7 protein-coding genes are annotated in these 14739 nt (G+C 33.6%); all 7 read left to right on the top strand.

The window, feature by feature from the left end; genetic code table 11:
- The first annotated feature begins 37 nt into the window (after positions 1-37).
- The 7 genes from Q0486_RS14140 (at position 38) to Q0486_RS14110 (ending at position 14703) form a co-directional block, all read left to right on the top strand.
- Entirely contained in the window at positions 38-1276 is a 1239-nt protein-coding gene (locus Q0486_RS14140) for a FecR family protein (protein ID WP_299234708.1), read from the top strand.
- Between the two features lie 436 nt (positions 1277-1712).
- Positions 1713-4985 (top strand): TonB-dependent receptor, encoded by a 3273-nt coding sequence (locus Q0486_RS14135; RefSeq protein ID WP_299234705.1) that lies wholly within the window; start codon positions 1713-1715, stop codon positions 4983-4985.
- Positions 4986-4997: 12 nt separating this feature from the next.
- On the top strand, positions 4998-6863 hold the full coding sequence (locus Q0486_RS14130; protein ID WP_299234702.1) for a RagB/SusD family nutrient uptake outer membrane protein: 1866 nt from the start codon (positions 4998-5000) through the stop codon (positions 6861-6863).
- A gap of 17 nt (positions 6864-6880) precedes the next feature.
- The gene (locus tag Q0486_RS14125) at positions 6881-10009 is read left to right on the top strand and encodes a SusC/RagA family TonB-linked outer membrane protein (RefSeq protein ID WP_299234700.1); all 3129 of its coding nucleotides are present in this window, start codon (positions 6881-6883) and stop codon (positions 10007-10009) included.
- Positions 10010-10020: 11 nt separating this feature from the next.
- Entirely contained in the window at positions 10021-11835 is a 1815-nt protein-coding gene (locus tag Q0486_RS14120) for a RagB/SusD family nutrient uptake outer membrane protein (protein WP_299234698.1), read from the top strand.
- A gap of 13 nt (positions 11836-11848) precedes the next feature.
- Positions 11849-12820: a DUF1735 domain-containing protein gene (locus Q0486_RS14115; protein ID WP_299234696.1), complete on the top strand. Its 972-nt coding sequence runs from the start codon at positions 11849-11851 to the stop codon at positions 12818-12820.
- A 566-nt stretch (positions 12821-13386) separates the two neighbouring features.
- A complete protein-coding gene (locus Q0486_RS14110) occupies positions 13387-14703 on the top strand; it encodes a sialate O-acetylesterase (RefSeq protein ID WP_299234693.1) in 1317 nt (438 codons plus the stop codon).
- Positions 14704-14739 lie beyond the last annotated feature (36 nt).

Genomic DNA, 14739 nt, shown 5'->3' with positions numbered 1-14739 from the left:
ACCTATTTTTCGTTCTTTTAATGAAAACGGTAGATATATGGAAGAAACATTAAGAAATAAATATGTTGATTATGGGTTTGAAGATTTTCTTCATGATTCATATTTCATAGAATCTGTCAACAATCCTACAGAAGAGTCGGAGGCTTTTTGGAAAAATGAGCTAATAATAATGAAACGAGTTGATGAATATAGGGCTGCTTGCGAATATATTAAATCTATTAGTAATGACACGGATGATGTTAGACTGTCCGATGACGAGATTGGTAATCTTGAGAAAGAGATATTGATGTCATTTTGTGAAGTGGATAAGCGTAGATTGTTGACTCTTAACATATTCAAAATTATAGGTATTGCGGCATCTTTCTTTTTATTGTGTTTGGTTGGATACAAGGCCTATATCAATTATTATTCAGAAAAGGATAAATTGGATATAATGACTTTTGCCATGAATAGTAAGCAATCTGAAGAGAAGGTAAGTGATGAAATAGTACTATTGCTTTCTGATGACAGAAAAATCAGTATGAAAGAAGATGAAAGTGTTATTAATTATAGTAAATCATCGGAAACGATATCTATTGGTAAAGAAGAAAAGAAAGAAAAGTATGTAGAAAAGGAAAGTGTTGCGCAATATAATGAGTTGATAACTCCAAGGGGTAAAAGAAGTAAATTAGTGTTGGCTGATGGGTCAAATTTGTGGGTCAACTCAGGTACAAGAGTCGTTTATCCAAAATCTTTTTCTTCGGATAAAAGGGAAATATTTGTTGATGGTGAAATTTATATAGAGGTTGCTCCAGATAAAGGAAAACCATTTTATGTAAGGACAAAAGGAATGGATGTCAGAGTACTGGGTACAAAATTCAATGTGTCTTCATATTCAGATGAACAAAATGAAAGTGTGGTGCTTGTTTCTGGTTCTGTTTCAGTAGGAAAACACGAAGAGGCGGAATCGACTGTAGTATTGACTCCCTCTCAGAAATATAATATACATGATGGTGATGCCACTGTTGAGACTGTTGATGTGAAAAATTATATATGTTGGATTAACGGTGTTTTGTATTATGATCAAAAATCTATTATTTATATTTTGTCCGATTTGGCGAAATATTATGGTGTTAATGTAAATTATAACTTGTCCGAAGATTTTGCAGAAAATAATTTATATACTGGAAGACTTGAAATTAAACCGACATTTGATGAAGCTTTGAAAAGTCTAGGAGGTTTTCTACCTATAAAATTTGATAAGAAAGGTAATAACTTATACTGTATAAAATTTTGATTATAAGTAATTTATATATAACAATATAGAGGAAACATTTCGGTGTTTCCTTTTTTTTTTGAAAAAAATAAAGAAAATGTGAGTATAAGAAATGAACAAATACGTTCATATTTATGAGTGAGCGAATTTTAATTATTAACCTTTTAATAAACTGAGATATGAAAACATGAAACCTTAAAACAGAAAACCGAGAGAATACTGCAATATTCACTCGGTCTCATTGAATAGATAATTAACATTAACATGTTAAACTTATAATCGTTACAAATATATGAGGAAAAAAATATACAATGGATTAAATCGGTTAATATTTAGGTATATTTATAGTTTTGCTGTATTTGCTATTGTTCCGTCCGGCTTTACCTTGTCGGCGGCAGAAGTCGTACATAATAATGATGAAAAAATTATTCTGACTTTAAATATCAAAAATCAGCCCTTGGAAAAAATATTCTTGGCTATAGAAGAGAAAAGTAATTGTTCTTTTTTTTATCCTTCTAATTTGGATTTAAAACAGAAAGCTTCTATATCTGTAAAGTCTGTTGAGTTAACAGCAGAATTGTTGAATAGTGTATTTAAGGATACAGGTTTAACCTTTTCTATGGATGGCAAACAGATATATGTAGCAAAGAGAACAGAAAAGCAAACTAAGGTTTTTACTAAGGATAAGGACGCAAAAATAGAAGTTCGCGGACGAGTGATAGATGAAAATGGAGAACCTGTAATTGGAGCGACAGTCATGGTTAAAGGTTCATCGTCTGGAACAATTACTGATTTTGATGGAAATTATGTGATTAATGTTTCAAGTAATAAAGATGTGTTGCAATTCTCTTTTTTGGGATATTCCAATAAGGAGGAAGTTGTGGGTAACAGAAGGTTTGTAAGTTTGGTGATGTCCGAGGATGTAGAGCAACTTGATGAGGTTGTCGTTGTTGGATATGGAACTCAGAAAAAAGAAAGTGTTGTAGGAGCGATTTCTCAAGTAGGTAGTGAAGATTTGGTTAATTCAGGAACACCTAATATTACTAATGCAATAACAGGAAAGTTGTCAGGAGTTATGACTATGCAGACAAGTGGACAACCTGGTAAAAATGATGCGGAGATCATAATTCGTGGTATATCAAGTTGGAATGGAAGTAAACCGTTGGTATTGGTAGATGGTATTGAACGTGATTTCACGGATCTTGATCCGAATGAAATAGAAACAATTTCAGTATTAAAAGATGCTTCTGCTACTGCTGTATTTGGTGCTCGTGGAGCCAATGGTGTTATAATTGTCACTACAAAAGAAGGAAAAATAGGTAATCCTAAATTTAAAATTTCTTTTAATCATGGTATTTCGTGGGCAACAAAGTTACCAAAACATGTGGATGCAGGAACAGTATTGAATGCTTATAATGAACAGTTGATGAATTCTGAGAAATATGAACAACTTGTTTCTCAGTCTACAATTCAAAAATATGTTAATCCTTCTTCTCCGTTGGAAGCTATTATGTATCCAGACGTAGACTGGCTTGATGAACTTACTAATAATTTTGCTAATGTCACAAATGCAAATGCAAATTTAAGTGGAGGTACAGAATTTGTAAATTATTTTAGTTCTATTGGTTTCATGAGAGAATCTTCCTTATTTACTGCATATCAGGGAAATAATAAGTATCATGATGCAAATTTTGATTATAGAAGATTTAACTATCGTACTAATCTTGATTTCAAACTTACTAAATCTACAAAATTACAATTAAAGGTTGGAGGTGATATCTCTATTAATAAATCTCCAGGTTCTTCCCCTTGGAGGAGTGTATTTTCTACTTCCAGTGTGAATTATCCTGCTTATTATCCAGCTTGGATGCTTGAAGAATTTCCTGATTTGTATTATCCTGACGCACATGGAATAAGGTTAGTATCACCAGATATGGCTCCTTTCCCAGTAAAAAATCAGAATCCTTATTCAATCTTACATTTAGGGAATTTCAATCAGACTAATTCAATGAAACTGTTTACAGACTTGGTACTGAACCAAAAACTTGATTTTATAACCAAAGGATTGTCTTTACAGGCAAAGGTAGCATTTAATACATATTATACACATACATCACTTACTTCTTCATACAATCAGAAATTTTGGACTTTTTATCCTGAAAGAATAGGAACAGATCAAAATCCGTGGAAAATGCAGGGTGAAGGAGATTTCTATTATCATGAGGTTGAGAATCCCAATCTTGGTGTAGGTGGACTTGGCAGTTTTAATAAAGCTTTGCATTATGAGTTTTCTTTGAGATACGACCGTTCTTTTGGTAAACATAATGTAACAGGACTTGCTCTTATGAACCGTGATATAAACCATATAGGTGCTGGTTATCCTTATCTGTATGAATCATGGGTTGGGCGTGCTACATACGATTACGGTAAACGTTATCTTTTTGAATTTAATGTAGGATATACAGGAAGTGAGAAATTTGCTCCATCAAACAGATTCGGACTTTTCCCTTCTTTTGCAATAGGATGGGTCATTTCGCAGGAAAAGTTTTTCAAAAAGGCTTTTCCATGGATAAATAAATTCAAAGTAAGGTATTCGGATGGACTTGTCGGTAGTGATGCGTCGGCAAACCGTTGGCTTTATATTAGTGAATATTCTAAAAATGGTAGTAATATTACTGAAGACAAGATTCCTAATCTTCATGCTCAATGGGAAGAAGCACGTAAGCAGGATATTGGTATTGAGATGAGCTTTCTTAACAATGAACTAACATTGGGCTTGGATTTATATCAGGAAAAGCGTGACAAAATGTTGTTAAGTCCTCGTTATAATATATTTGTGGGAACTTCATTCAAAGATCTTAACATTGGAAGTATGAAGAAGCATGGTATGGAAATTGAAGTCGGTTATAGAAAACATACAACATACGGTCTTGATTATAATATTCAGGCTATGGCAGGATTTACAGAAAACCGTATTCTAAGTAAGGATGATCTACCATATGCTCCTGAGTACCAGAAAATAGCAGGTAAGGCCTATGGCGGAAGAAATAGCGGACAGATTACGATTGACGGTAATTTCTTTAATTCAATAGATGAATCTCATATTTATCCTAGTACAAGCATTAGTAAGTATATGGCTACTACAGGTGGATATAAATATATTGATTATAATTCGGATGGTGTTATTGATAATTTGGATGTTTTTTCAATAAAAGGGAGTAATTATGCTCCTTGCTCATTTTCATTGACAGGAGGATTGAAATATAAGAATTTTTCTATGAGTATGGTTTGGTATGGGAACATAGGAAAATATGTTTTATATAATTCCGCATTCTTTAAAGAATTCTTTTCTACTGAGGTTGTCATGCATGAGAATCAGGTTGATTATTGGAGACCTGATAATCATGATGCTACTCATCATGGTATGGGAGCTGCGAGTTTGTCATTTGCTGGTGGAGATGATTATGACGGTTTTGAGTTAGGTATACAGGGTTTTTCATGGGTAAGAGCAAATTATATAAAATTGAAGGAAATAAGGCTTGCTTATAATGTAAAATCTAAATTTCTGAAGAAAGTATTAGGAATGAACAATTTTAATGTCTTTGTTGATGGAACTAATCTGTTGATGTTTACTGAATTACCTATGGGAGATCCTGAATCTAAGTTATATAAAGAGGGTACATATCCTCAAATGGCAAGTGCTAGAATTGGTTTTAATATGGACTTCTAAATAATTACGATTATGAAAAAAATATATAAATTGTTATTATATGGAATAATAGTTTCTATAACATCATCTTGTACGGATTTTCTCAATATATCACCGGATGCCAATCTTAAGGAAGAGGAAGTTTTTACAGATATGAATAATATTAGAGCCTATTTTAATCCTGTTTATTCAAAAATGAGAAATGGAAATCCTCTTTATCTTAGTAAATGGGGATCAAAATGGTCATTTGAAGAATTGACAGATGCAGCAGAAAATGGTGCTGGATATGCAAGAAGTGTAATTAATGGAAATTGGAAAGAAGGAGTTAGTATACTTATATCAGAACGTCGTCCTATTTTTAAAGAGAGTTTTGTATCAATACGTATATGTAACAATGTTATTGCCAATATCGACAGAGTGGAAAATGCCATAAGCGAGGAAGAAATATATGATTTGCTTGCTCAGGCATACTTTTTCAGAGGATATGCGTATTTCCAGTTATGTCGTATGTGGGGAGGCATGCCATATATGTATGAACCATTAGCTTCTGATGATGATTTTGATATGCCAAGATTGTCTGCTGTTGATACTTATAAAGCAATAGCGGCAGATATGGACTTGGCTTATGAGAATTTTGTCAAGGCTAATAAGGTGAGGCGAGATCCTAAACCTGGAGAAACAGGTAACTTATCTACAACATATAAATTGAATCAGCCTAACGGATGTGCTGCTTTGGCTTTAAAATCAAGAGCTTTGCTTTATGCTGCCAGTCCATTAAATAATAATAATAACGATCAACAGTTATGGATAGACGCTGCAAAGGCTAGTCTTGAGGCTATAAGAGTGGCTGAAGATAATGGATATATACTTCTTCCTATAGAACAGTGGCTTGATAATACTTATAATAAAAAGTATACAAATGAACAGATTTGGGCAGATTCACATGGTAAATTGAATTTTAAGAGCGAGGGTATGACAACTCTATTGACAGGGCCGATGATGAATAATACCGGTTATGCCACGGGTATTTTACCAACACAGAACTTTGTAGATAGGTATGAGATAGCGCCAGTAAATGGTCAATTGGCTTTTCCAATGAATACTGAAGAAGAAAGGAATAAAGCAATTGAAGCTGGTGTATATAATCCACAGACTCCTTATAAAGGATTGGATAAAAGATTTTATCATACTATATTCTATAATATGGCTCCTACAGTATATAAGAAGAAACATCAGTCCGCATCTATACAGAACAAAATAAATATGTGGTATCAGATAAAAACTGATGGTACAAAATTGGAGTCGGATTGTATTATTTCTGATAAGTTTAAAGGATATGCTTTTACTGGATACATGCAAAAGAGATTGACTGGCGATATAAATTGGACAAATACTGGAAGTAAAGAAATTACAGATCCTTTATTTATGCTTAGCGAATTATATCTTAATTATGCTGAAGCTGCCAATGAAATAGGAGGTCCAGAAGGCTCGGTCGAAGGAGGTATGACATCTTATCAAGCATTGATGGTTATTCGAGATCGTGCAGAACAGGGGGACGTTCGTCCGGAATATCTTATAAATAAGGATGTATTTAGGGAACGCATAAAAAATGAACGTAGTATAGAGTTAGCATTTATAGGTCATTATTTTTACGACTGTAATCGTTGGATGGATTCTTCAAAACAAAGAGGGGTAACATTATATGGTATGGATGTAGAAAAACTTTCCGGTAATTATGATATAACAGCTTATCCGGAAGGGTATAGATATACAAGATTGCCTTTGATAGATACAAAACAAATGACTATATGGCATGATGCTATGTATCGTTTCCCTTTTACTCTGAATATGTATTATCAGTTCAAGGATTTTGATACTTCATTGAATCCATATTGGTAATTAAAATAATATAATATATGAATACTAGAAATATATTAAGAAGTGTGGATAAAATTGCTTTCTGCATATTTGTGCTGTTTATAACTTTGATGTCTACAAAAGTAGAGGCACAAAAACAATCAAAAGTTAATAACCAGATATCTGTAACAATAAAGGTTACGGATGAGAAAGGTGAAGCAATTCCTGGTGCATCTGTAGTAGTAGGTGAAGGATTAATACATGCAACTACAGATGTAAACGGGGAATTGACATTCGTTTCAAAACCTTCGGCTGTTGTGTCAGTCAGTATGTTGGGGTATGAGAAATATTCAGGCATAGTCTCAAATCTTGCGATTAGAGGTAATATAGTATTAAGTGAAGCAGCTTTTCTTAAGTCTTCTGATGATGTTGTCAGTATACCATACAGTTCTACATACAGTCGTTATGCAACAGACAATCTTTCTACTCTTACAGGAAATGATTTGTCTAAATATCCGACATCGGATTTGCGCAACGCCATGACAGGTCTTTTGTCTGGATATACTTCATCCGAGAAAGATGGACAACCTGGCTTGCATGCTGAGGAGATGAATGCTACCAATGGTATCACTTCGAAAGTGGATGAATATTCACGTGGACAGGGTGTGGTCTATGTTATTGATGACATTCAGGTTGACATAACGGAAATGCCTCTTGATCCGGAAGAAATTGAGAGTGTTACGTTGGTGAAAGATCCTGTAACGAGGTCTCTTTATGGACCAGCCGCACAGGCTATAATGTATATCAGAACAAAACGAGGAAAAGTTAACGATAGAAGAATCAGTGTTAACTTAGAAGGTGGTATCAGTGTTGTGGATCGTTTCCCAGAATACACAAATGGGGTAGATTATGCAAGACTAAATAATATGGCAAGAGTTAATAGTGGACTTGAACCGTTGTATAGCGATGAAGCTATATCACAGTATGCATTAAACGACCCTTATAACCCATTATATCCTAATGTAAATTGGCGTGATATGATGTTTAAAAACACACGCTCTTATCAGAGAGCGAATGTCTCTTCCATTGGAGGAAACAGGAATGTACAGTATGCTGCTTATATAGGATATACCGGTGAAGGTGATATCTACAAATTGGGCAGAAAGGCTGATTACAATAGACTTAATGTTAGAACAAATCTTGATGTAAGGCTCAATGATATAATGAAAATACGGTTTGATTTTGCCGGAAATATAAGTATCAGACATTCTCCAAATTATGGTTCCACTGAAGATATAAATGAGTTTACCTCATTGATATCTCATGTGAATAATAATAGTCCTGTCGCATATCCTGTTCATATCGGTTTTAGTGATGCTACTGGCAGGCCAATGTATGCCATATCTAAGACATACCCTAATAATCCAATAGGAGGAATTGAAGGATGTGGATATTATTCTGAAATTAATCGTTCAGGTATTGGTAATGTTTCGCTTGATATAGATTTTGGGCATTTGATCAAGGGCTTGAAATCTACTTCGTATATAGGATTCAACGGTTCTTATCTTACACGTGTAGGAAAAAGTGAACAATATGCGGCTTATTATATTATTCCTAATCCGGAAGCAGAAAATGGATATGATACAGAAAAGGTGAGGGGGGAGACTCTTGCTTCAGGTGAAAGTAAGTTACATCAATATTATAGTGTTAAATATACTGCGTATGAACGTCTTTCTTATGACAGAACATTTGGAAATCATCAGTTAAAAACCGGTCTTACAATGAATCTGAGTAATTGGGTCCGTGAAGGTTATAAAGAACCAATACGTCAGGCCAACGGAATATTTGATTTATCGTATATACTTAAGGATAAATATATTTTCCAGGGAGTTGTAAACTACGTCGGTTCTAATTATTATGCTCCTAAGAATAGGTATAAGATGTTTCCTACATTTGGGGCTGCATGGATACTTTCTGACGAGAAATTTATGAAAAAATGTGAAGTTGTAGATTTCTTGAAACTACGTGCCCAAATAGGACGAGTTGGTGACGTTACATATCGTACGACATATAAATATGAATCAAACTGGAAGAGCGATGGCGCTGATGCCTTTGGATATCCAGGAGGTCCTTCGTCAGACTGGATAGGAAATAATACTTCTTCTACAAGTTCTACACAATATACCACACTTGGAAATCCTAATCTTGATTGGATTTATATGGATGAATTTACTGTGGGTGGAGAAGTTATGATGTTTGATAAAAGGTTACATGTTGATGTGTCTTATTATAACAGAACAAGAAAAGGTCAGATTATACAACCGTCTAATTATTATCCAAGCTATTTGGGTTTCAAGGTCTTACCATATCAGAATTTCTCAAAAACGAGATTTCATGGGGTAGAGATTATGGCTTCATATAAAGATAAAATAGGTGATTTAAATTATAGAATAGGATTAAATCTTTTACGTAATAATGCTTTGTATCTTAAACTCGACGAGCCCAATTATCCTGAAAACGAGAAATGGTATCGTTCAAAATCAGGTAAAGCTACCGGTGATATTTACGGTCTGATTTGTACAGGTAAGTATGCCTCTGATGAAGAAGCGTTGAATGATCCTGTAAAATCTTCATTCTCTACTGATTTGAAGGCAGGAGATCTGAAATATAAGGATATGAATGGTGATGGAGTAATAAATAATAATGATAAGGCTTGTATAGGTAATTCAACTCCTAAACTCAATTATGCAATCAACATTAATTTAGAGTATAAAGGATTAGAATTAACAGCAGTCGGAACAGGAGTAGCCGGAAGAGAAGGACTATTACCAAGCTCTTATTATAGAGGTGGAAGCGGTGAAAACAATTACTCAACATGGGTAAGAGACAATATTGGAGGTGAATATCCACGTTTGACTTATTATAAAGTTGAGCATAATTTTCAGGATTCTTCTTTCTGGTTGCGTAATATGAGTTATTTTAAACTACAGAATGTTGAACTTGCATATAATATTCCTTCAAGAATATGCGATAAATGGGGGATAGGAGGTATTCGAGTTTTTGTTCGTGGTGCAAATTTGCTAACTATTTCCGGAATAAAGGATACAGATCCTGAATCTATGTCATCTGGAATAGATGTATATCCTTTGTATTCAACTTATACAGGTGGTTTGAAATTTACATTTTAAAATAAAAAAATATGAGAAATAAATTATCTTTTGCAATAATATTTTCTGTGATTTTATCCGGATGTGATTCTTTGCTTGATCCGTATCCATACGGTCAGGTGGATGATGAAGAAATGGAAAAATTTCAAAATTACGTAAGTGGGCTAGTCGGCTATGCGTACGAACAAATACCAAGGAACTATAGAACTATAGAAGGTAATCGTTTGGATTGTACTACTGATGATGCTGTCTTGACAAGTGTAAATGACCAAGTTGTAAAATTTGCAACTGGTAGAAGTAATAATTCACAGGATCCCTTTTCAGGAATATGGAGTTCTTCATATAAAGCTATTGCTAATCTTAATATATTCCTTGATGATAATATGGGGTTGAATAACAAATATTATTTGGACCCAAAACTTGATGAAGCATTTAAGAAAAGATTGCAGGGAGAGGCGTATGGTCTTCGTGCATTTATGGAATGGAGATTACTTAAAACTTACGGTGGAAGAGGTATAAAATCAGGAGAAATGCTTGGTACACCTATCATTACAGAAAAGGTGACAGTAGATTCCGAACAGATTTATTATACGCGCTCAAGTTATGATAAATGTGTTGAACAGATTTTGTCAGACTGTGAAGCTGCTTATGCCTTATTACCTTTGGCGCATAGGGATTTTTTGTATACAGATGAAGAATTACGAACATATCAGGGTATATTGGGAGGTTGTAATTGGGGAAGGATAGACGGTATTACAACGAGAGCTATTTTAGCTGATATGTATCTTACATACGCTAGTCCATTATTTAATCCTAATGGAGATATGGAGCGGTGGAAAAAAGCGGCTGAATATGCAAAGGAAGTGATGGATTTTAAATTGAATACAGATAATGTGTCCGGCGGTTTCGTTTGGAGTAATAGGTTGAATTGGTTTGATGCATGTTCTCCCAATGGTATATTTGTAAGTCGCAGGGATGGTAATACAGATACTAATGACAGTCATGAAAAAGAGTTCTATCCTGTAGGATTTAGAGGAGATGGAGTATTAGGGGCTACTCATGATTTAGTAGATGCTTTTCCTATGAGTAACGGGTATCCAAAGGAGCATCCAGAGGGACAAAAACTTTATGATTCAAATAATCCTTATGCAAACAGGGACCCTCGTTTCTATTCAGTTATATTTTATCCTGGATCGACAAATAAACATGACTACACTTTTGAAACATGGTTTGATGAGACTTCCGGTGAATGGGGGAAGGATTCACCGGGTTTGGCAAAAGTAAGCCGTACAGGATACCACATAAGAAAAATGGTTTATCCTGATCTTGATTGGAGTGCTGCAAATGTTTATAAAGGTCCACATGTGAAACATTATTACAGATGGGAACACATGGTCCTTGCTTTTGCTGAGGCGGCAAATGAATATACAAAAGATCCTAACAGTACATTTTTCGGGATATCACCTAAAGATGCATTGAAATATCTTCGAAGCCGTAAGACTTATGATAATAAGGCCATTTTTGCTGATTCAGACCCTTATCTTGAAGAAGCTGCCGAAGATTATGAAACTTTTCGTGAACTTGTACATAACGAGAGGCGTATTGAGTTTTGTTTTGAAGGACAGCGTTTCTTCGATATACGCCGTTGGGCTACTAATGTAAATGAAATAAATAAACCTGTACATAAAATTAATGTAACAAAGAAAACCGACGGAACATTTATATATGAGGTACAGGAAGTTGAAAATAGGGAATTTCCATCTTTGTTTATTCCGATACCTTATGGTGATATTCTTAAAGATGATAATCTTGAACAAAATGAAGGTTGGAATACTTGGTCTAAATAATTATATTATGAGTATGAAGAAATTATTATTGATTTTATCTGTATTGGTGTGTTGTACATCATGTTATGAAGATTATATTAAGGATTATGATTATTCCGGTATTTATTTTACTCATCAGGTTGATGTGCGTAGTTTTATAATCGGTGAACGTAATAAATTCGATTTTGGTGCTGTTTTAGGAGGTGTAATGTCAAATGATAAAAAACGTGAAGTCTATTTTGAAATAGATCCGAGTATAATTGATGAAACTATACTTGATAAAATGAAAACGTCTAAGTTTGATCACATAAAGAATTCAACAGCCAAATTAGAGAGTCTTGAATTGCTACCTTCAGAATGGTATTCTTTAAGTAATTATGAGAAAATGACTATTGATAAAGGAAGGTATGCCGGTATTGTTTCTGTTGAAATGCAGGATGGATTCCTAAAAAATTATACAGAAACTATAAGTCCCAAGTATGTCTTGCCAATTAGGATAATTAGAGCAGATGCAGATTCTCTAATGGCTGGAAAGGAATATACTGTAATAGGTGTAAAATATGAGTGTAAACTTTTCGGTTATTATTATAACTATGGAGAATATGTTTATTATAATGCTCAAGGAGAGGAAACTGAGAGAAAGAAGATTGCGTTTAAAATACCTATGGATGATAATTACATAAATACACTTGTAACATCTGCCCCGAATAGTGTTATGTCAAGTATGGCTGCCAATAATATTGATTACAAAATGAATATAAAATTAAAGGAAGACAATACTATCGATTTGTTAGCGCCTGAGGGCGTTGGATATTCGATACAGAGTGTAGGTGAATGTAAATATAATAATCCCAAACTGCTTCAGGATCGTAAAATGTTCCTTAATTACAAGATTACCAATGGGGATGGCAGTTATATTGTAGCCAATGATACTCTTGTTTTTCGTAACAGAATAAGGGATGGAGTCAAAGAATGGAGAGATGAAGATCCAGAAAACTATAAGTAGTTAAAGTTTTAGATAGGTTTTATATAGAGAAGAAAGAGAAACTGAGATTTTTATCCTCAGATTTCTCTTTCTATAGACTTTATTTAATTTAATCAGTATTTTGTTTGTTGATAAATTATTACTTTTTTTAATAGTCTATTATTGTTTTGATGCCATAATCATAAAAATATATTTTGATTATATCTGATTTTATATAATTGGTTATAACATTTACGTAAAATATTGTTTTTAAGAAAGATGATAATTATGGTAACGTCTGTTATAAATTACTGGTGTTGTTAAAAGGTTAGTTGGATAATACTGATATAATTTATTAGTAGTTCGGAGCGTATGATTTTAAATACTAAGCTTTTAATATAGAAATTTAAAGTTTACTACGCAGTTCGAATATTATGAGCATAATTGAATAAATTATGTAAGTAAATAAAATAAATGGAAAGGATGATATTTAAAATTAGAAGTTTCTGTGTATGGTTTATAAAAGAATATTATATCTATTGTTATCGTTATTGATGATTATTTCTTTGAATGCAAAAGTTATTTTGCCGTCAATAATATCGGATCACATGGTTTTGCAACGAAATAGTAATGTAAAATTATGGGGGTATAGTGACAGTAAAGAATTTATAGAAGTGTTTACCTCATGGAATTCAAAAGTTTATAAAGCTCAAATAAATTCAAGTGGATATTGGGAACTTACAGTAGAGACTGGCGATGCTGGTGGACCTTATAATATTAAATTTAATGATGGTAATATTCATAAGTTATCAGATATTTATTTAGGTGAGGTCTGGTTGTGTTCAGGACAGTCAAATATGGAAATGCCTATTAAGGGCTTTTCAGGACAACCTGTTGAAAATTCAACAGAAACGATAGTAAACGCAAGACCTGATACACCGATACGACTTTTTAGTGTTAGTAAAAATCCTTCAAAAAAGGCTTTAGATGATTGTCAGGGAAAATGGAATGTGAATACTCCGGAAAATGTTTCGGATTTTAGTGCTACAGCATACTTTTTTGGTCTTCAGCTGTATAGAACGTTGAACATTCCTATAGGACTTGTCAATTCAAGTTGGGGTGGGTCAAAAATACAGTCATGGATGACTACGGAAACGTTGAAAACATATCCTGAGATTTCTCTTAATCATTTGAGGGATGACTCAAAAGTGGATAAACCGCAATGGGCTGCATCAATGCTTTATAATGGGATGATTAATCCTATAAAGAAATTTTCCTTCAAAGGTGTTATATGGTATCAGGGTGAATCAAATAGAGATAATCCTTCTCAATATGAATCTTTGTTTAAAACGTTTGTAAATGATTGGCGTACACAACTTAACAATGTTGAACTTCCGTTTTATTATGTACAGATAGCACCGCATTGTTATGAAAATAAAGATTCTATTGGCACAGCTAAATTAAGAGAGGCGCAGTATAATTGTGAGAAGAATATACCTAATGTAGCAATGGTAGTTACGTTGGATATTGGCAATGAAACCTGTATTCATCCATCACAAAAGATGGAAGTTGGAAACAGATTGGCTTATTTGGCATTGTCCAAGACTTATAATATTAAAGGTATAATTGGAGAATCTCCAAGATATATTTCACATGAAATAAAAGGTAATCGAATAATTCTTTCATTTGAAAGAGCTCCTCTAGGCCTTACATCAAAGTATAAACCATTACGTGATTTTGAAATAGCTGGTAGAGATAGTGTTTTTTATACTGCCAAGGCTCGTATTGTTAATAGAAAATTAGTTGAGGTATATAGCGAAAATGTGAAGGAACCGGTAATAGTTCGTTATGGATATAAAAATTATGTTGAAGGAAGTCTTTGGGGAACTAACGGTTTACCTGTATCTTCATTCATTACTGAATAATAAAATAAATATTCTTACAATTAAATATAAATGACC

The organism is uncultured Bacteroides sp. (assembly GCF_937912035.1).
Lineage (GTDB): Bacteria > Bacteroidota > Bacteroidia > Bacteroidales > Bacteroidaceae > Phocaeicola.
This window is presented reverse-complemented; position numbering and strand designations above follow the sequence as displayed.

Bases quoted from the DNA above. Each gene is read 5' to 3' on its own strand.
- Q0486_RS14140 (WP_299234708.1), top strand. From the start codon at position 38: ATGGAAGAAACATTAAGAAATAAATATGTTGATTATGGGTTTGAAGAT.
- Q0486_RS14130 (WP_299234702.1), top strand. From the start codon at position 4,998: ATGAAAAAAATATATAAATTGTTATTATATGGAATAATAGTTTCTATA.
- Q0486_RS14125 (WP_299234700.1), top strand. From the start codon at position 6,881: ATGAATACTAGAAATATATTAAGAAGTGTGGATAAAATTGCTTTCTGC.
- Q0486_RS14120 (WP_299234698.1), top strand. From the start codon at position 10,021: ATGAGAAATAAATTATCTTTTGCAATAATATTTTCTGTGATTTTATCC.
- Q0486_RS14115 (WP_299234696.1), top strand. From the start codon at position 11,849: ATGAAGAAATTATTATTGATTTTATCTGTATTGGTGTGTTGTACATCA.
- Q0486_RS14110 (WP_299234693.1), top strand. From the start codon at position 13,387: ATGGTTTTGCAACGAAATAGTAATGTAAAATTATGGGGGTATAGTGAC.